Origin of the sequence: Pantoea sp. Lu_F5_004 (assembly GCF_051136245.1) — a bacterium.
Taxonomy (GTDB): Bacteria; Pseudomonadota; Gammaproteobacteria; order Enterobacterales; family Enterobacteriaceae; genus Pantoea; species Pantoea agglomerans.
Window position 1 is genome coordinate 3,335,895 of record NZ_CP194946.1, and the last position, 17,722, is coordinate 3,353,616.

Annotated in this window: 18 protein-coding genes; 11 read left to right on the forward strand and 7 right to left on the reverse strand. The window is 57.0% G+C overall.

The annotated features are described in order from the left end of the window. Window positions 1–49: 49 nt before the first annotated feature. Genes panB through panD form a run of 3 tightly spaced genes read left to right on the forward strand, consistent with a single transcriptional unit; the run spans window position 50 to window position 2,142 of the window. On the forward strand, window positions 50–844 hold the full coding sequence (panB, locus tag ACR8BN_RS15615) for a 3-methyl-2-oxobutanoate hydroxymethyltransferase (protein ID WP_069025835.1): 795 nt from the start codon (window positions 50–52) through the stop codon (window positions 842–844). A gap of 15 nt (window positions 845–859) precedes the next feature. After that, window positions 860–1,714 carry a pantoate--beta-alanine ligase gene (gene panC, locus ACR8BN_RS15620; protein WP_115757997.1) on the forward strand — a complete coding sequence of 285 codons (855 nt, stop codon included), beginning with the start codon at window positions 860–862 and terminating at the stop codon, window positions 1,712–1,714. A gap of 47 nt (window positions 1,715–1,761) precedes the next feature. Next, window positions 1,762–2,142: an aspartate 1-decarboxylase gene (gene panD, locus ACR8BN_RS15625; protein ID WP_010254022.1), complete on the forward strand. Its 381-nt coding sequence runs from the start codon at window positions 1,762–1,764 to the stop codon at window positions 2,140–2,142. A gap of 228 nt (window positions 2,143–2,370) precedes the next feature. On the opposite strand, the gene ACR8BN_RS15630 is transcribed toward panD, so the two are convergent. Then, a complete protein-coding gene (locus ACR8BN_RS15630) occupies window positions 2,371–3,141 on the reverse strand; it encodes an ABC transporter permease (RefSeq protein ID WP_010254018.1) in 771 nt (256 codons plus the stop codon). Continuing rightward, window positions 3,138–4,067, reverse strand: a complete 930-nt coding sequence (locus ACR8BN_RS15635) for an ABC transporter ATP-binding protein (RefSeq protein ID WP_010254017.1) — start codon at window positions 4,065–4,067, stop codon at window positions 3,138–3,140. The genes ACR8BN_RS15630 and ACR8BN_RS15635 overlap by 4 nt, the downstream gene beginning before the upstream one ends. A gap of 108 nt (window positions 4,068–4,175) precedes the next feature. Between ACR8BN_RS15635 and can the strand changes: the two genes are divergently transcribed. Continuing rightward, complete coding sequence (gene can / locus ACR8BN_RS15640) at window positions 4,176–4,832, forward strand: carbonate dehydratase (protein ID WP_029519477.1); 657 nt, start codon at window positions 4,176–4,178, stop codon at window positions 4,830–4,832. Window positions 4,833–4,912: 80 nt separating this feature from the next. Here can and hpt read toward each other — a convergent pair whose 3' ends face one another. After that, the gene (hpt, locus tag ACR8BN_RS15645; protein WP_010254010.1) at window positions 4,913–5,449 is read right to left on the reverse strand and encodes a hypoxanthine phosphoribosyltransferase; all 537 of its coding nucleotides are present in this window, start codon (window positions 5,447–5,449) and stop codon (window positions 4,913–4,915) included. Window positions 5,450–5,684: 235 nt separating this feature from the next. Here hpt and ACR8BN_RS15650 point away from each other — a divergent pair, with 235 nt between their 5' ends. Beyond that, window positions 5,685–6,968, forward strand: a complete 1,284-nt coding sequence (locus ACR8BN_RS15650) for a cystathionine gamma-synthase family protein (protein ID WP_010671844.1) — start codon at window positions 5,685–5,687, stop codon at window positions 6,966–6,968. Here the strand turns inward: ACR8BN_RS15650 and cueO are convergent, their stop codons facing one another. Beyond that, window positions 6,969–8,564 carry a multicopper oxidase CueO gene (gene cueO, locus ACR8BN_RS15655; RefSeq protein ID WP_434747093.1) on the reverse strand — a complete coding sequence of 532 codons (1,596 nt, stop codon included), beginning with the start codon at window positions 8,562–8,564 and terminating at the stop codon, window positions 6,969–6,971. Window positions 8,565–8,746: 182 nt separating this feature from the next. Between cueO and ACR8BN_RS15660 the strand changes: the two genes are divergently transcribed. The 4 genes from ACR8BN_RS15660 to ACR8BN_RS15675 all read left to right on the forward strand — a co-directional run bounded on the left by ACR8BN_RS15660 (window position 8,747) and on the right by ACR8BN_RS15675 (window position 12,367). Next, complete coding sequence (locus ACR8BN_RS15660) at window positions 8,747–9,094, forward strand: YacC family pilotin-like protein (RefSeq protein WP_003854673.1); 348 nt, start codon at window positions 8,747–8,749, stop codon at window positions 9,092–9,094. Between the two features lie 102 nt (window positions 9,095–9,196). After that, entirely contained in the window at window positions 9,197–10,060 is an 864-nt protein-coding gene (gene speE / locus ACR8BN_RS15665) for a polyamine aminopropyltransferase (RefSeq protein WP_083070542.1), read from the forward strand. Window positions 10,061–10,088: 28 nt separating this feature from the next. Next, complete coding sequence (speD, locus tag ACR8BN_RS15670; protein ID WP_010253978.1) at window positions 10,089–10,898, forward strand: adenosylmethionine decarboxylase; 810 nt, start codon at window positions 10,089–10,091, stop codon at window positions 10,896–10,898. 176 nt (window positions 10,899–11,074) lie between these two features. Beyond that, entirely contained in the window at window positions 11,075–12,367 is a 1,293-nt protein-coding gene (locus tag ACR8BN_RS15675) for a glycoside hydrolase family 28 protein (protein WP_434747094.1), read from the forward strand. 88 nt (window positions 12,368–12,455) lie between these two features. On the opposite strand, the gene ACR8BN_RS15680 is transcribed toward ACR8BN_RS15675, so the two are convergent. The 3 genes from ACR8BN_RS15680 to dtnK are packed head-to-tail and all read right to left on the reverse strand — an operon-like array spanning window position 12,456 to window position 15,459. Then, window positions 12,456–13,220, reverse strand: coding sequence for a DeoR/GlpR family DNA-binding transcription regulator (locus tag ACR8BN_RS15680; RefSeq protein ID WP_033756597.1), 765 nt, complete (start codon window positions 13,218–13,220; stop codon window positions 12,456–12,458). Between the two features lie 6 nt (window positions 13,221–13,226). Further along, complete coding sequence (locus ACR8BN_RS15685; RefSeq protein ID WP_191922660.1) at window positions 13,227–14,207, reverse strand: D-threonate 4-phosphate dehydrogenase; 981 nt, start codon at window positions 14,205–14,207, stop codon at window positions 13,227–13,229. Then, window positions 14,200–15,459 carry a D-threonate kinase gene (gene dtnK / locus ACR8BN_RS15690; protein ID WP_434747095.1) on the reverse strand — a complete coding sequence of 420 codons (1,260 nt, stop codon included), beginning with the start codon at window positions 15,457–15,459 and terminating at the stop codon, window positions 14,200–14,202. Before dtnK ends, ACR8BN_RS15685 begins: the two co-directional genes overlap by 8 nt. A 187-nt stretch (window positions 15,460–15,646) precedes the next feature. On the opposite strand from dtnK, the gene ACR8BN_RS15695 reads away from it, so the two are divergent. Both ACR8BN_RS15695 and ACR8BN_RS15700 read left to right on the forward strand, forming a co-directional pair. Continuing rightward, the gene (locus ACR8BN_RS15695) at window positions 15,647–16,795 is read left to right on the forward strand and encodes an iron-containing alcohol dehydrogenase (RefSeq protein ID WP_143789958.1); all 1,149 of its coding nucleotides are present in this window, start codon (window positions 15,647–15,649) and stop codon (window positions 16,793–16,795) included. An 11-nt stretch (window positions 16,796–16,806) separates the two neighbouring features. Further along, entirely contained in the window at window positions 16,807–17,691 is an 885-nt protein-coding gene (locus ACR8BN_RS15700; protein ID WP_064703405.1) for a dihydrodipicolinate synthase family protein, read from the forward strand. The last annotated feature ends 31 nt before the right edge of the window (window positions 17,692–17,722 follow it).

Sequence of the window (17,722 nt, forward strand, 5' to 3'; positions counted from 1 at the left end):
ACGCTATCCAGTAAACTGCGCCCATCAGAATTCCTGAGTTGAGAGCGCCATGAAACCCACCACGATTTCACATCTGCGTCAGGCGAAAGCCAGCGGTAAAAAATTCGCGACCCTGACCGCCTACGATTTCAGTTTTGCCCGCTTGTTTGCCGATGAAGGCATTCAGGTGCTGCTGGTTGGTGATTCTTTAGGGATGACGGTGCAGGGACATGATTCCACCCTGCCGGTCACGGTCAGCGACATCGCCTATCACACCGCCGCCGTGCGCCGTGGCGCACCACAGGCACTGCTGCTCGCCGACCTGCCGTTTATGAGTTATGCCACGCCACAGCAGACCTTTGACAACGCCGCGCAGCTGATGCGTGCCGGTGCTAACATGGTGAAACTGGAAGGCGGGAGCTGGCTGGCTGAGACCGTGCAGATGCTGACCGAGCGGGCCGTTCCGGTGTGTGGTCATCTGGGCCTGACACCGCAGTCGGTCAATATCTTTGGCGGCTATAAAGTGCAGGGCCGGGATGAAGCCGGTGCAGAGCAGCTGCTGTCCGATGCGCTGGCGCTGGAAGCCGCAGGTGCACAGCTGATGGTGCTGGAGTGCGTGCCGGTGTCGGTAGCGCAGCGGATTACCGACGCGCTCACCATACCGGTGATCGGCATCGGTGCCGGCAATGTCACTGATGGTCAGATTCTGGTGATGCATGACGCGCTGGGCGTGACCGGCGGCCACATTCCCAAATTTGCCAAAAATTTCCTGGCGGAGACCGGCGATGTTCGCGCGGCGATTCGCCACTATATCGCCGAAGTCGAGGCCGGAACCTATCCGGCGGCAGAGCACAGTTTCCAGTAATCCAGGAGAGTCACCGTGTTGATCATTGAAACGCTGCTGATGCTGCGCCAGGAAGTCCGTCGCTGGCGTCTGCAGGGTAAACGCATTGCGCTGGTGCCGACCATGGGCAACCTGCATGAAGGCCATCTGACGCTGGTGGATGAAGCACGGGCGCGCGGCGACATCGTGATTGTCTCGATCTTTGTCAATCCGATGCAGTTCGATCGCGCCGATGATTTAGCGCGCTACCCGCGCACGCTGCAGGAAGATTGTGAAAAGCTGAATCGCCACCAGGTTGATGTCGTCTTCGCCCCCTCACCTGCTGAAGTCTATCCGCAGGGCGCGCAGAATCAGACCTTTGTTGAGGTGCCGGTGCTCTCTTCCCTGCTGGAAGGGGCCACCCGTCCAGGCCATTTTCGCGGTGTAGCCACTATCGTCAGCAAACTGTTTAATCTGGTACAGCCCGATATTGCCTGTTTCGGTGAAAAGGATTTTCAGCAGCTGGCTATCATTCGTAAGATGGTGGCCGATATGGGCTTCGACATTGAGATTGTTGGTGTGCCTACGGTGCGCGCTAAAGATGGTTTGGCGCTGAGTTCGCGCAACGGCTACCTGACGGCAGATGAGCGTAAGCTGGCACCGGCCCTGAGCCAGGTGATGCATCAGATGGCGACGCAGCTGGAGAATGGCGAGCGTCATATTGACGAGATCATTGAGGCAGCCGGTGAGGCACTGCTGGCGCAGGGATTGCGTCCTGATGGCCTGGCGATCTGTGATGCGGAAACGCTGCAACCGCTGACGGTGGACAGCCAGCGCGCGGTGGTGCTGATGGCCGCCTGGCTGGGCAAGGCCCGCCTGATTGATAATCAAACCGTTGACCTGACGCAGTAATTCATCCCGCTGCAGGTTATTTTATTTCTCTGACAAGGTTTCTGGCTATGATTCGCACAGTTCTGCAAGGCAAATTGCACCGCGTGAAGGTGACGCAGGCGGACCTCAATTATGAAGGTTCCTGCGCTATCGATCAGGATTTCCTGGATGCTTCCGGCATTCTGCAATATGAAGCGATCGATATTTATAACGTCACCAACGGTCAGCGCTTTTCCACTTACGCTATCGCGGCTGAGCGTGGCTCGAAAATCATCTCGGTCAACGGTGCGGCCGCCCGCTGCGCCTGCGAAGGCGATATTTTAATTATCTGCTCCTATGTGCAGGTAGACGATGCCGAAGCGCGTCAGTGGCAGCCTAAGGTCGCCTATTTTGAAGGTGACAACCAGATGAAGCGTCTGGCGAAAGCGCTGCCGGTGCAGATCGCCTGATTAAAACCTGATTAAAAAAGGGCCGCCGTTAAAACGGGCGGCCCTTTTCATTTCTGCTGCAGTAATTAAACCGGTTTGGTTGTCATCGGCTTCGATGACTTTTTAATCGCAAGTCGATTTCAGGGTGATTTTTAAGGCCAGTCAGAACCGTAGTCAGCGTGATTTACTCTCCACCCAAAAAAAAGCCACGCCCTTATCGCAGCGTGGCCCTTACCATTCAGCTTAACGTCAGGTGCGTAATCCGCGCCCGCGCTGTATCAGCGCATAGACCAGCCAGTAGAACACCAGAATAAAGGCCACCAGCACCGAGAGGGTAAACACCAGCGGCACATCATTAATGCCGAGGAAGCCATAACGGAATCCGCTAATCATATAAACGATTGGATTGAGTTTGGAAACAGCCTGCCAGATCGGCGGCAACAGACTCAGCGAATAGAATACGCCGCCCAGATAAGTCAGTGGCGTCAGCACAAAGGTCGGGATCAGGCTGATATCGTCAAACGTGCGCGCGAAGACAGCGTTCAGCAGACCTGCCAGTGAAAACAGAATCGCGGTCAGCAGCAGCGTGACCGCCACCATTGTCCAGGAATGCACGTGGAACGGCACAAAGAACAGCGAAATGGCCGTCACCAGAATACCCACGCAGACACCACGCGCCACCCCGCCGCCAACATAACCGGCAATAATGATGTGGGTCGGCACCGGCGCGACCAGCAGCTCTTCAATGTTGCGCTGGAACTTGGCGCTGAAGAACGACGACGCCACGTTGGCATAGGCGTTAGTAATGACCGCCATCATAATCAATCCCGGCACGATGAACTGCATATAGCTAAAGCCGTGCATCTCACCGATGCGCGACCCGATCAGGTTGCCAAAAATGATGAAATAGAGCGTCATGGTGATGACCGGCGGTACCAGCGTCTGGATCCAGATGCGGGCGAAACGGTTAACCTCTTTGGCCCAGATGCTCTTCAGCGCCACCCAGTAGAGATGTGTCATGCTTTTGCTCCTGTTTTTCCCTGCGTCGTCAGACCCACAAACAGCTCTTCAAGGCGGTTGGCTTTATTACGCATACTCAGCACCTGCACACCCTGCGCGCTAAGCTGGCTGAAGACGCTGTTGAGCCCCTGCTCACGCAGCACTTCCACTTCGAGCGTTGAGGTATCGGTCAGCCGGTACTGGAACCCTTCCAGCGTGGGCAGCGGACTGCGGGGTGCCAGATCCAGGATAAAGGTTTCTGATTTGAGCTTGGAGAGCAGCCCTTTCATTGAGGTGTTCTCCACCAGCTCACCGCTCTGGATGATGCCGATGTTGCGGCACAGCATCTCCGCCTCTTCCAGATAATGGGTAGTGAGAATAATGGTCGTGCCTTTGGCATTGAGATCTTTCAGGAACACCCACATCGAGCGTCGCAGTTCGATATCCACGCCAGCGGTGGGTTCATCCAGAATCAGCAGCTTAGGCTCATGCATCAGCGCACGGGCGATCATCAGGCGACGCTTCATCCCGCCGGAAAGCATGCGTGCACGTTCAGCGCGTTTTCCCCACAGATCGAGCTGCTTCAGATACTTTTCTGCCCGTTCATTGGCTTCACGACGCTCAACGCCGTAGTAACCCGCCTGATTAACGACGATTTGCATCACCGTCTCAAACGGGTTGAAGTTAAACTCCTGCGGCACCAGGCCGAGCTGGCGCTTGGCATTCACCACATCTTTTTCGAGATCGTAGCCAAACACCCGCACGCTGCCCTCGGATTTGTTAACCAGCGAACTGATAATTCCGATGGTGGTCGATTTACCGGCACCGTTTGGCCCCAGCAGCGCATAAAAGTCACCCGCTTCAACGTTAAGATCGATGCCCTTCAGCGCCTGCACGCCGCCGGGATAGGTCTTGGTCAGCCGGGAAAGTTCCAGTGCATAAGTCATTCTGCATCCATACCCTGTTTTGATGGCATTGCAATGCCGTTTAAATTTATCAGGCCCTGTCATATAGTACGCGCGCGCACTCTGCGCAGTAACCGGTCGCTCAACACCATGACAGACATCAACACCCTGATCAGAAACAACCGCGAATGGTCAAAATTACTGGTTGAAGAAGATCCCAGCTTTTTTGAGCGGCTCGCCCAGGCACAAAAACCGCGCTTCCTGTGGATTGGCTGTTCTGACAGCCGTGTTCCTGCCGAACGTCTGACCGGACTGGAACCCGGCGAACTCTTTGTTCACCGCAACGTGGCCAATCTGGTTATCCACACCGACCTGAACTGTCTGTCCGTGGTGCAGTACGCTATCGAAGTGCTGGAAGTGGAACACGTTATCGTCTGCGGCCATTACGGCTGCGGCGGCGTGCAGGCGGCGATGGATAACCCGGAGCTGGGATTAATCGACAACTGGCTGCTGCACATCCGCGACCTCTGGTACAAGCATAGCGTGTTGCTGGGGGAACTCCCGCCGGATAAGCGCCTGGACAAACTGTGCGAAATCAACGTTATTGAACAAGTCTACAACCTGGGGCACTCGACCGTACTGCAATCTGCCTGGAAACGCGGTAAGGATGTCTCCCTGCACGGCTGGGTATACGGCATTCAGGACGGCTGTCTGCGTAACCTTGATGTGACAGCAAACAGCCGGGAGATCCTCGAACAGCGCTACCGCCACGGCATTGCTAATCTGCGGAAGAACGGCGAGGCCTGAGCCTGTCGCAGCGTAAAGCGCGGCATAGCCTACACCAGGCAACCGGTGCAGGCCTTGGAAGAATGTGCGGTAGAGCGGTATCAGGATTCCAGCGGCACCACTTTGCCGATATAAGGCAGATGGCGATAGTGCTGAGCATAGTCGATACCAAAGCCCACCACGAACTCGTCCGGAATCGCAAAGCCGACATATTCGACGTTCACTTCGACTTCACGGCGCTCTGGCTTATCCAGCAGCGTACAGATCGCCAGGGATTTTGGCTGACGCAGTTGCAGAATCTCACGCACTTTGCTCAGGGTGTTGCCGGAGTCGATGATATCTTCGACGATCAGCACATCCTTGCCACGAATGTCTTCATCCAGATCTTTCAGGATTTTCACATCACGCGTGCTGGACATCCCGCTGCCGTAGCTGGAAGCCGTCATAAAGTCGACTTCATGCGGCACATCGATGGCGCGACAGAGATCAGCCATGAACATAAAGGAGCCGCGCAGCAGCCCCACCAGCACCATATCGCTGCCGCTGTCGCGGTAGTGGTCGTTAATCTCTTTGCCCAGTTCAGCGATGCGCGTGGCGATTGCCTGTTCAGGGATCATCACTTCAACAGTGTGTTTCATTGCGTTCAGCCCGGTTACGTCAGAAAAGCCCCGGAGTCTATCACAGACGCAGCAGCGACGGCTGCGCGGCCCCATAAGCAAACGATTACGTCGCGAAAATTATTACCCGCCGCCTGCGGCTCGCTGAAATGCGCATTACCTTAGAACATTCTGGCATTTACCAGCATGATTCGCTGCATGGTAGCCTTTATCCAACAGATCGTTACCCTACTCGCGCCGCTGGCCGGAGATCACAATGACTTCATCTTCAAGCAAAAAAACGCATATCGGCGACAGGCCGCTGCACCCGGAAACCCAGATGCTGAACTATGGCTATGATCCCCGCCTCTCTGAGGGTGCGGTGAAGCCGCCGGTGTTTCTGACCTCGACCTTTGTCTTTGACAGCGCCGAAGAGGGACGGGATTTCTTTGATTACGTCTCTGGCCGACGTGAGCCGCCGGAAGGCAAATCGGGTGGGCTGGTCTATTCCCGCTTTAACCACCCTAACAGCGAAATTGTAGAAGATCGGCTGGCGGTCTATGAGCAGGCGGAGAGCTGTTCGCTCTTCTCTTCCGGTATGGCCGCCATCTCCACTGCCCTGCTGACGTTTGCCCGTCCGGGCGAGGTGATCCTGCATTCCCAGCCGCTGTATGGCGGCACCGAAACCCTGCTTAGCAAGACGCTGCACAATCTGGACATCAAAGCGGTGGGTTTCAGCGACGGCAATGATGAAGTCAAAGTGCGTGAAGCCGCTCAGCAGGCGATGGCCCAGGGCCGGGTAGCGGTGATCCTGATTGAAACGCCAGCGAATCCTACCAACAGCCTGGTTAATATCCGTCTGATGGCGCGTATCGCTGATGAGATCGACCAGCAGCAGGGTTCACGACCAATTATCGCCTGTGACAACACGCTGCTCGGCCCGTTGTTCCAGCAGCCGCTGACGCTGGGCGCTGACCTGTCGCTCTACTCACTGACCAAGTATGTTGGCGGTCACTCTGACCTGATTGCAGGCGCGGCGATGGGCAGTAAAGCGCTGATGGCGAAAGTGCGCGCCCTGCGCAGCGCAATCGGCACGCAGCTGGATCCGCACTCAAGCTGGATGCTCAGCCGCTCGCTGGAAACGCTGTCGCTACGCATGGAGAAAGCCTGGCAGAATGCGGAAGCGGTCGCGGCGTTTCTGCGCGATCACCCGAAAGTGGCGAAGCTGCACTGGCTGCCCTATCTGGATGCGGAGAGCGCCGAAGGGAAAACTTATCGCGAGCAGTGCAGCGGTGCCGGTTCGACCTTCTCATTTGATATCGTCGGCGATCAGCCCGCTGCGTTCCGTTTTCTTAATGCGCTGTCGCTGTTTAAGCAGGCGGTAAGCCTGGGCGGAACCGAGTCGCTGGCCAGCCATCCTGGCAGCACCACCCACTCCGGCGTGCCGCAGGCGGTGCGTCAGCGTATTGGGATCACTGACGCCACGGTGCGGCTGTCGATTGGCATCGAAAACGCCGGCGACCTGATTGAAGATGTGAAGCTGGCGCTGGAGCAAGCGTAATCAGCTGACGGTAAAGCCCAGCATCATGCCGGTGTCTTCATGCTCCAGCAGATGGCAGTGGGCCATGTAAGCGTGTTCTGCGGCGGCGACATAGTTGAAGCGTACCAGCACTTCGCTGCGCCAGCCGTCGACATTCACCATATCTTTCCAGCCCTGCCTGTGCGGGGCTGGCGGTTTGCCGTTTTCTGAAAGAATACGGAACTGGGTACCGTGAATGTGGAACGGGTGCAGCATCGCGTCGCCCTCACCTGAAATCGTCCACTTCTCGTAATCACCCAGCTTCACCGCAAACGACGGCTTCGTCATATCAAAGGCCTGGCCATTAATCTTATTGCCGTTGCGGAAATCGTAACCGGCGGGCGGCGTATTGCCGTGCATGCTGTGATCCATGCTTGCCATATTTTCCATTGGTGGCATCGGCTCGGCAGACGTTTTTTCCGGCATCGTGTGATGACCGCCCTTGCCCATCGCTTTCTCGCCGTAGCGCTGCATCAGCGCCTGCATGCCCTGCTGGTCCAGCTGCGGGTCCATCATCAGCTGCAGCCAGCGTGTCGTCAGGCCGTCGGTTGAGGGCAGCGCTGGCAGCGTCGCCAGCTGATCCGGCAGCGTGCCGCTGGCCATCACCCGCAGCGGCAGGATCTGCACCAGGGGCAGCGGCTGGTCAAACGGCGGCAGCGTCATGCCCATCTGCTCTGTCGGCAGCGTCACCAGATCGAAGCTGTTACCGTCAGAAGTATCGATCATCACCTCAAAACGCTCGCCCGGCAGGATCGGCAGCGAGTCGAGCTTTACCGGCTCGGCCAGCAGGCCACCATCGCTGGCGATCACGTAGAGAGGACGTTTATCACTGGCGGCAACATGCAGCGAACGAGCATTGCAGCCGTTGAGCAGACGCAGACGCAGCCAGCCGCGCGGCACCGCATGCTGCGGATAGTGCACGCCGTTGGTCAGCATCATGTCGCCAAACCAGCCCACCGCGGCGCGCATCACGTCGAGCTGATAATCAATGCGGCTGCCATCTTTGGTCAGTTGCTTATCCTGAAAAATCAGCGGCACATCATCCACCCCCCACTGCGAGGGCAATCGCAGCGTTCCGCTCTCTTTATCTTCCAGCATGATCAGTCCCGCCAGCCCCTGAGCCACCTGATGCCCGGTCTTGCCATGCAGATGCGGGTGATACCAGCAGGTTGCGGCGGGTTGATCGGGCGTAAAAGAGACCTGACGCGAGCCGCCAGGCGCAATCACCGCCTGCGGGCCGCCATCCACTGCACCAGGGATTTCCAGCCCGTGCCAGTGCAGGGTGGTCGCTTCGCTGAGCCGGTTATGAATGTTCACCGTCACCGGTTTGCCACTCTGCATTTTCAGCACCGGCCCCAGCAGGCTGCCGTTATAGCCCCAGGTCGGCACCGCTTTGCCGTTCCACTGGGTGGTACCCTGCATCGCGGTGAGGCTGTAGCTGCCCCTGGCATCGGGTTCCAGCAGAGACGGAATCGGCAGCAGCGGACGGGTGGCTGCCATCAGCGAACGGCTCCAGAGCGGCAATGCTCCGGCTGCACTCAGTGCGGCAGTAAGTTTCAGGAAATGGCGACGTTGCATGGTGATCATCCTTGTGGCATCAGAGCGCACAGCCTAAACCCTGACCTTATGGGAAGGTCAAGTCCTGACCGTGCGAATCTGACGAAAAAAAGGCGGTGCAGCAGCCCACAGCGGCAAATTAATCGAAAACCTGAGAGCAACTGTGCTAACGTCATTAACAATATCCATTGAAGAGAACGACTATGAAGCAAAGTATCAGGATCCTGCTGCTGACGGGACTCCTTGGCTTCTCCTCCACCAGTTTTGCCCTGAGCGAATCCGAAGCGGAAGATCTGGCCGATCTCACGGCGGTTTTCGTCTATCTGAAAAATGATTGTGGCTATCAGGATTTACCGGACGCGCAGATTCGCAAAGCGCTGGTCTTTTTTGCTCAGCAGAACCGCTGGGATTTAAGCAACTACAGCAACTACAACATGAAAGCGCTGGGTGAAGATAGCTATCGCGATCTCAGCGGCATCGCCATCACCAACGACAAAAAGTGCAAGTCACTGGCCCGCGATTCGCTGAGCCTGCTGGCCTACGTCAGGTAACGATTCTTCCCTCTGCAGCCGGACATTGACCGTGCAACCACGGTCAGTGTTAGCTATCATATGCCGCCCATCTTCATGGCGATGTCATCAGAGGAGAGCACCATGGCCCACAATGAAACGTGGTATGAAACCCTTCATGCCGGTTTTGGCCAGTATTTCACGGTTGATAAAGAGCTGTACCGTGAGAAGACTGCGCATCAGGATTTAATCATTTTCGAAAATGCCGCGATGGGCCGCGTAATGGCGCTGGACGGCGTCGTTCAGACCACCGAACGCGACGAATTTATCTACCATGAAATGATGACCCACGTTCCGCTGCTGGCGCACGGCGCGGCGAAGAGCGTTCTGATCATTGGCGGCGGTGACGGCGCCATGCTGCGTGAAGTGTCACGTCATCCCGGGATCGAAAAGATTACCATGGTGGAGATCGATGCGGGCGTGGTGACCTTTTGCCGCCAGTATCTGCCGAACCACAGCGCGGGTGCCTATGACGATCCGCGCTTTACGCTGGTAATTGATGACGGGGTGAACTTCGTTAATCAGACGCAGGAAAAGTTTGATGTCATTATCTCCGACTGCACCGATCCGATTGGTCCGGGTGAGAGTCTGTTTACCTCGGAATTTTATGCCGGATGCAAAGCGGCCCTTAATGAAAATGGCATCTTTGTGGCGCAAAATGGCGTCTGTTTCCTGCAGCAGGAGGAGGCCGTTAACAGCCATCGCAAGCTGGGACATTACTTTGCGGACGTCAGTTTCTATCAGGCGGCGATTCCGACCTACTACGGCGGCATTATGACCTTTGCCTGGGCGAGTGATAATCCGGCGCTGCGCCAGCTCGACACCGCGACCTTAAAGGCGCGTTTCGAGGCCGCTGGCCTGACCTGCCGTTATTACACGCCAGCAATCCATACCGGCAGCTTTGCCCTGCCGCAATATCTGTTGAATGCGTTATCTGCCGCGTGCTGATAGTGCATTTCTAAGGGGGTGAACGAAATTGCAAAAGCTAAAACTACATGGCTTCAACAACCTGACGAAAAGCCTGAGTTTTTGTATTTACGATATTTGCTATGCGAATACTGAAGCTGAACGCGATGGTTACATCGCCTACATTGACGAACAATATAACGCTAACCGTCTGACGGAAATCCTGACCGAGACCTGCTCCATTATCGGGGCTAACGTGCTCAACATTGCGCGCCAGGATTATGAGCCGCAGGGGGCCAGCGTCACGATTCTGGTCAGCGAAGAGCCGATCGATCCGAAAGATATAGATAACTCAGAGCACCCCGGTCCGCTGCCCAACTCGGTGGTGGCTCATCTCGATAAAAGTCATATCTGCGTGCACACCTATCCGGAGAGCCATCCGGCAGGCGGTCTGTGCACCTTCCGTGCAGACATTGAAGTCTCAACCTGTGGCGTCATTTCGCCCCTGAAAGCGCTGAACTATCTGATCCATCAGCTGGAGTCCGATATTGTCACCGTCGATTACCGGGTGCGCGGTTTTACCCGTGACGTGAAAGGGATGAAGCACTTCATCGATCACGAGATCAATTCGATTCAGAACTTCATGTCTGAAGATATGAAAGCGATGTATGACATGGTGGATGTGAATGTCTATCAGGAAAACATCTTTCATACCAAGATGTTGCTGAAAGAGTTCGACCTTAAACACTACCTGTTTAACACCCGCCCGGAAGATCTCACTCCGCAGGAGCACAAGCGCATTACCGATCTGCTCTGGAAAGAGATGCGCGAGATCTACTACGGCAGAAATATCCCCTCAGTGGGCCTGAAGACCCTCTGATTATCAGGCGCGCAGCGTTATAGCTCATAACCTGCGCGTCTCCTTCCCTCTTGTTCCCCCTGCTTTTTCATCACGGCAACCGCCGGAATTCCCTGATCGCCAGCAATAATTTTCCTGTCCGGGCGTGCTACTTTCAGCGCTGAACGCTTATTTATTAATCCACGACAGGCAAAAAAATGGCAAGAATTAACATCATTGATTTCGATGCCGTCCCGGACGCCACCTCACTTTCCACTCCGGCGATACAGCGCGCGATCGACAGCGCAGCAGAAGGCGACACGGTGCTAATCCCGGCAGGCCGCTTTCTGACTGGCGCGCTGTTTTTGAAAAGTGAGATGACGCTGGAGCTGGCAAAAGATGCCGTGTTGCTCGGCAGCCAGCGGCTGGAGGATTATCCGGAAATCGCTACCCGCGTGGCGGGGATTGATATGGTCTGGCCCGCAGCAATGCTTAACATCAATCAGTGTCGCAATGTCACCGTCTGCGGCAGCGGCACTCTCGATGGCCAGGGCGCGGTCTGGTGGCATAAGTTCTGGGGCGACGATGAAAACAGCGGAATGCTGGCGGACTATACCCACCGCGGGCTGCGCTGGGTGGTGGATTACGACTGCAGGCGCCCGCGTAATCTGGTGGTTTATCAGAGCGAATGCGTGACGCTGCAGGACTTTACCTCACAGGATTCCGGCTTCTGGAACCTGCACGTCTGTTACTCGAAACAGGTTAATTTGCAGAGACTCAATGTGATGAACGCCACCGGCCCCAGCACTGACGGCATTGATATCGACTCCAGTCAGTTAGTTCGCGTTGAGGGCTGTACGGTCTCCTGTAATGACGACAATATCTGCGTGAAATCGGGGCGCGGCGCAGAAGCGCAACAGCTGGCCAGAACCGCGCGCGATATTATTATTCGCGACTGCACATTGCTGAAAGGCTCGGGCATCACTCTGGGCAGTGAAACCTCTGGCGGTATCGAAAATGTCATCATCGAACATAACCGCTTCTCCGGCACCGGCGTCGGCTTCCGCATCAAGTCAGCCCGCAATCGCGGCGGCTGGATTAAAAACATCATTGTTCGCCATCTGATGATGGAAGATGTCGGCTATCCGTTTATGCTGCAGCTGAACTGGTTCCCACAATACAGCTACAGCGAGCAGCCTGGCGACACAGAACAGCCTCCGCACTGGCGTAAGCTGGCTGCGGGCGTCACGGGCGATGCCGGACTGACGAGATTAGAGAATATCCGCATCAGCCATATCAGCAGCAGCCTGACTCAGCCCGCGACCTTTTCCCGCGCCTTCTTTATTGAAGGCACGCCGGAAAATCCGATTGAGCAGCTGAGTTTTAGCGATATCACGCTGCAGGCGCAGGAGTTTGGCAAAATAGCGGGCGTAAATAATCTGAGGTTTGAACGGGTTACGGTGGACGCACCCGCGATTACGCGTGAAGAAAATGATACCTACGCACGATAACGGCGCGTTTAACGGCGAGAGTTAAAGATAAACGCGCAGTGCTGTTCTCGTCCTGCTGATCAGGTCAGAGCAACACGGCGCGTTCTGTTCAGGCGGAGGTCAGCGCCAGCGTAATCCCGCGCTCGCGCAGCGTGCGGCAGACAGCCTCATCTAACCGGCTATCGGTCACCACATCGGTCAGGTCATCCACCGGAGAAGCGCAGAATAGCGACCAGGAGCCATATTTACTGCTGTCCGCCAGCAAGACCCGGCGAGCCGCATTGGCCAGAAGATCGTGTTTCAGCCCCGCTTTCTCCTCAGTCGGCGTGGTAATGCCGCGCTCAAGGCTCCAGGAGTTACAGCTGACAAAGGCGATATCGGGATTGATGCTGCGCAGCAACCGCCGTCCATGTTCGCCCACACAGGACTGACTGGAGTCGTCGATACGTCCGCCGATAATCGTCACTTCGATCTGCTTAAACTCAGACAAAAACAGTGCAATGTGCAGATCGGCAGTGATCACCCGCAGCGGCAGATGCGTAAGCTGCCGCGCCAGCTCCAGCATGGTGGTGCCTGCATCCAGCACGACCGCATCGCCCGCCCGGACAAAGCTGGCGGCACATTCTGCAATCGCCTGCTTCTCGGCCAGGTTACGCTGCATCTTCTCCAGCGTGGTCGGCTGGGCAGGAATAAAACGATTCAGGGTAACGCCGCCATGACTGCGGCTGATCACGCCCTCTTTATCCAGCTTAATCAAATCACGGCGAATCGTGGCGGGTGAGGCGGAAATCGCACTGACCAGTTGCTCAACAGTCACCAGATTATGGCTTTTCAGGTAATCCATAATCTGGTCAAGACGGCTCTGTCCCTTCATATATCCCTATGCGAGCTGCATCGCGAGTTTAATAGAGATCGCCATGCTGTCAGACTTCGCTTTACCTGTCCAGGCGATATCAAATGCGGTGCCATGGTCAGCAGAGGTGCGGATAAACGGCAGGCCTGCGGTGATGTTGACGCCATCATAAAAGCCCAGCAGTTTAAGCGGAATATGCCCCTGATCGTGGTACATCGCGACCACCATGTCATACCGTCCATCCTGGCACTGCAGGAACACCGTGTCCGGCGGACAAGGCCCGTAGACATCAATCCCCTGCGCTTTCATCGCCTCAATAGCGGGCGCCACGGTGGTGATCTCCTCATCGCCAAACAGGCCGTTCTCTCCGGCGTGCGGATTTACGCCCGCCACGGCGATACGCGGGGCGCTGTAACCGACACGACGCAGGAAAGTGTCTGCCATAGCAATCACGGTCTTGATGCGCGTCTGGTTCAGCGTGTCCAGGAACTTACGCAGCGCAATGTGGGTCGTGACATGAATCACTTTCAGCTTATCGGTGTAGAGGACCATGGCGTAATCTTTGGTCCCGGTAAGATGCGCCAGCAGTTCGGTGTGACCAGGATAGAGATGGCCCGCCGCATGCAGCGCCTCTTTGTTCAGCGGCGCGGTGGCAATGGCATGCACGTCGCCCGCCAGTGCCAGCTCGGTAGCACGCTTCACGCAACGCCATGCCAGATCTCCCGCCTCTTTCTGCACCACGCCAGGTTTCAGCGCGTCGGGATCGGCCAGGGGCTCATCGATGACGTTGATGATGCCGGGCGCAAACCGCGCATCCTGCACCCGGTCCAGCACCCGCAGCTCGGCCTGTGGCGTAATGTTCATTGCCATAATGCGGCGCAGCGTACTGGCACAGCCTATCACCACCGCAGGGATGCCATTCAGCTCACCTTCAGAGAGTGACTTAATGATGATTTCCGGGCTGATGCCCGCCGGATCGCCCATGGTGATCGCAATAATTTTACTCACTCGACTTCTCCTCAATAAAACCAATGGCTGCTACCAGGGTATTTTCATCACCAAAGCCACCCGCTTTGGTCATCACCGGCAGAGTAAATTCACTGTTAAGCAGAACCCCGTGCGGCACACAGCCCGCCACCAGACCCTGAATTTTAAAGCCGCTGGCCCCCAGTGCCTGGGCAACGGCAATCGCCACGTCGCCTCCCGACAGATAGAGCGCATGCGGCAGTTGTGTCCGGCACAGGCTGTGAGTCATTTCGCCCAGCAACAGACTGATCGCTTCGCCCAGCTGCTGGCGGGTCACGCTGTGCTGCTGGCTGAGATGCTCAATGTCGTGACGCTGGGATTCATGCTGGCAGGTGCGGATCACCGTATGGCGACCGGCACGCAGTGCGGCGGCAGCCTGTTCGATCCAGCGATCCCGGTCAGGCCAGGCGGGCTGCTGAAACAGCTGACGGATATCGACATCCACGATCTCAACTGCCCGCTGGTTAAGCAGCGTGGCGATCTGCTGCTGCGCGCTGCTGCTCATCGATCCCACTACCGCCAGCACGGGCCGCGACGGGCGAACAGAGAGCGCTGCGCCCAGCGCATCGCTTAACCCGGCTGCTCCCACCAGCAGCGGCTTCTCTGTCAGCCGCGCCGCAGCGATTATCAGTCGCGCCAGATCGGCTTCATTTTCGGCATCCACCACCACCACGCCGTGCGCCGCCGCTAACACCGCATCAAGCCGATCGCTGCGCAGCGTCGGGAGATCGATCTCCGTGCCGTCGATCTGCAATTGATCGAGTACGTGGGCGCTGAGGATCGGGGTTTTCGGATCGCTGGCAAATTCGGTGTCTGTCAGTAAACGCTGATTAACCCACACTTTACCCTCGCGTGTGGTGCGGCCCAGTCGTGGCACGGCCGGCGCAACCAGCGCCAGTCTTTTGCCGCTGGCCCGCAGCGCAGCCACGGTTTCAGCACCGACGTTGCCGCGCAGCGTGGAGTCGATCTTTTTAAACAGCCAGCCCTGCCGAAGCTGTGCGGCGAAGTGCTGCACCACCTGAGCGACGCGCTCTGCGGCCTGGCTGGCGCTGACTGCCCGGCTGTCGGTGCTGATAACCAGCACATCCGCAGCGTCGTCTGGCAACGGTGCCTTAGTGCCAAACAGCACATGTACGCGGGCGCCAGCCTGTGCCAGTCCGCTACCCGCATCGTTGGCACCGGTAAAGTCATCGGCGATGACCAGCACCGGGGTTTTCCATAATGATGAGCCCATCCTCACTCCTGTCAGGCGATTGCCGCTGCATTTGATTATATTCAATCATGATTGATTATATGTGAGCAAGTTCAAATTAATCGAAATCGATATGCCTTATAAAATTAGCCACTGAGAGTGACTGACTTCGCATTGCGCTGAGCAAGATTAATCATCTGCTCAGACAGGACAGAAATAAGGGTATGAGATGAACATTAACAGCACGGTGATTAGCGGTTATCAGGCGTTAAACGACATGCGCTATCTGCTGAAGGGGATATCGACAGCAGTCGTGGTCACTGACCGGAACATTGAGGCGATTCCGGCAGTGCAGGCGCTGATGGGTCAACTTCGGGATCAGATTCCGGGTATCAGCGTGGTCAACAGCGTCCCGCCTGAACCAAGCCAGCATGATGTGGCAGCGATTATCGCGACGCTCTCCCGGCCCCATGTCGATATGGTGATTGGCATCGGCGGCGGCAGCGTGCTGGATGTGGCGAAGCTGCTCTCAGTGCTGTGCATCGACGCCGCGCCTTCTCTGGACGCCCTGCTGGCAGGCGAAAAACCGCAGCGCCGTACCCGTTCAATACTAATCCCCACCACCGCAGGCACGGGTTCTGAAGCGACGCCCAATGCGATCCTGGCGATCCCGGAGAAAGAGACCAAAGTCGGCATTATTTCACCGGTGATGCTGCCCGATGTGGTGGCCCTGGTGCCGGAACTGACCACCAGCATGCCGGCCCACATCGCCTCTTCAACCGGTATTGACGCCCTCTGCCATCTGATTGAGTGCTTTACCGCCAATGTCGCCAACCCGGTCAGCGACAACTATGCGCTGACTGGGATGAAGAAACTGTTCGCTAATCTCGAAACCACCCTGCGCGAGCCAGAAAATTTGCAGGCACGCCTGGAGATGCTCTGGGCCTCTTATTATGGCGGTGCATCGATTGCCCATGCCGGGACACATCTGGTGCATGCCCTCTCTTACCCGCTCGGCGGCAGATATCACCTGCCACACGGCGTCGCCAACGCCATCCTGCTGGCTCCCTGCATGCGCTTTGTCCGTCCGGCGGCGGTGAGCAAATTCGCTCAGGCCTATGATCTGCTGCCCGACGCCGACGTCCGTTTAAGCGATGAAGCGAAATCACACGCGCTGGTCGACTACTTCACCGCGCTGGTAGCGCGGCTGCAGCTGCCTGCCAGCCTGGAAGCCCTGGGCATCAGCCCGGATCACCTGCCCTGGTTAGTGGAAGCCGCGCTCGACGTCCAGCGTCTGATGAACAACGTGCCGATGGCGGTCACCGCCGACGATGTGCGCGCCGTCTACCTGACGCTTTTCCCTTCCTGCCAGGCGTAATGAGGATTGTCATGAATAAGAAAATAAACGGCGTACTGACCGCCATCGTCACCACTTTTGACCGGGAAGGTGCCTTTGATCCGGAGAGGCAGCGCGAACAGGTCAGACGCCAGATCAATGCCGGTAACGGCATCTTCTGCGGCGGTACCAACGGCGAATTCTTTGTGCTGAACGAGCAGGAGAAGATCGCGGTTACCACCACCTGCGTCGATGAAGTTAACGGCCGGATGCCGGTGGTGGCGCACATCGGAGAGATTTCGACCCGTGAAACTATCCGGCTAGGCAAACAGATTGCCAATCTTGGCGTAGATGCCGTCTCCGCGATCACGCCGTGGTTTGTTCCGCTTAAACAGCAGGAGCTGATCGACCACTATCAGCGCGTGGCTGACGCGCTTACGGTGCCGCTGTTCCTCTACAACATCCCGGCGCGTACTGGCAATACCTTGCAGCCAGAGACCGTTCGTACGCTGGCCGCGCACCCGAACATCATCGGCATTAAAGATTCAGCAGGCAGCTATGAAAGTCTGAGCGGCTTTCTGCAGGCCACCGCCGACTGTCAGGACTTTGATGTGCTGAACGGCCCGGACTCGCTGATCCACCAGGGTTTCGTGGATGGCTGCTCCGCCTCAATTTCCGGGCTGGCAAACGTGGCGCCAGAGGCGATTAACGCCATCTGGGCGCGCTTCCATGCGGGCGATATTACCGGTTCGCATCAGGCACAGGAGAACGTCACCGGCCTGCGCACCGCGCTTTACAGCATCGGTTTCTCACCGGCCGCCGTGAAAAAAGCGGTCAGCCTGCAGGGCTTTGAGGTGGGTGAAAGCCGCTATGCGGTGCAGTTCAGCGCCGAAGAGCAGCAGCAGATCCGTCAAATCGTGAACCACTACCTGCGATAACGTCCATCACCTTTGCACCCTACCGGTCAGA

What these genes read in the sequence shown, in the direction of transcription:
- panB (WP_069025835.1), top strand. Translation starts at nt 50, where the DNA reads ATGAAACCCACCACGATTTCACATCTGCGTCAGGCGAAAGCCAGCGGT.
- panD (WP_010254022.1), top strand. Translation starts at nt 1,762, where the DNA reads ATGATTCGCACAGTTCTGCAAGGCAAATTGCACCGCGTGAAGGTGACG.
- ACR8BN_RS15630 (WP_010254018.1), bottom strand. Translation starts at nt 3,141, where the DNA reads ATGACACATCTCTACTGGGTGGCGCTGAAGAGCATCTGGGCCAAAGAG.
- ACR8BN_RS15635 (WP_010254017.1), bottom strand. Translation starts at nt 4,067, where the DNA reads ATGACTTATGCACTGGAACTTTCCCGGCTGACCAAGACCTATCCCGGC.
- can (WP_029519477.1), top strand. Translation starts at nt 4,176, where the DNA reads ATGACAGACATCAACACCCTGATCAGAAACAACCGCGAATGGTCAAAA.
- hpt (WP_010254010.1), bottom strand. Translation starts at nt 5,449, where the DNA reads ATGAAACACACTGTTGAAGTGATGATCCCTGAACAGGCAATCGCCACG.
- ACR8BN_RS15650 (WP_010671844.1), top strand. Translation starts at nt 5,685, where the DNA reads ATGACTTCATCTTCAAGCAAAAAAACGCATATCGGCGACAGGCCGCTG.
- cueO (WP_434747093.1), bottom strand. Translation starts at nt 8,564, where the DNA reads ATGCAACGTCGCCATTTCCTGAAACTTACTGCCGCACTGAGTGCAGCC.
- ACR8BN_RS15660 (WP_003854673.1), top strand. Translation starts at nt 8,747, where the DNA reads ATGAAGCAAAGTATCAGGATCCTGCTGCTGACGGGACTCCTTGGCTTC.
- speE (WP_083070542.1), top strand. Translation starts at nt 9,197, where the DNA reads ATGGCCCACAATGAAACGTGGTATGAAACCCTTCATGCCGGTTTTGGC.
- ACR8BN_RS15675 (WP_434747094.1), top strand. Translation starts at nt 11,075, where the DNA reads ATGGCAAGAATTAACATCATTGATTTCGATGCCGTCCCGGACGCCACC.
- ACR8BN_RS15680 (WP_033756597.1), bottom strand. Translation starts at nt 13,220, where the DNA reads ATGAAGGGACAGAGCCGTCTTGACCAGATTATGGATTACCTGAAAAGC.
- dtnK (WP_434747095.1), bottom strand. Translation starts at nt 15,459, where the DNA reads ATGGGCTCATCATTATGGAAAACCCCGGTGCTGGTCATCGCCGATGAC.
- ACR8BN_RS15695 (WP_143789958.1), top strand. Translation starts at nt 15,647, where the DNA reads ATGAACATTAACAGCACGGTGATTAGCGGTTATCAGGCGTTAAACGAC.
- ACR8BN_RS15700 (WP_064703405.1), top strand. Translation starts at nt 16,807, where the DNA reads ATGAATAAGAAAATAAACGGCGTACTGACCGCCATCGTCACCACTTTT.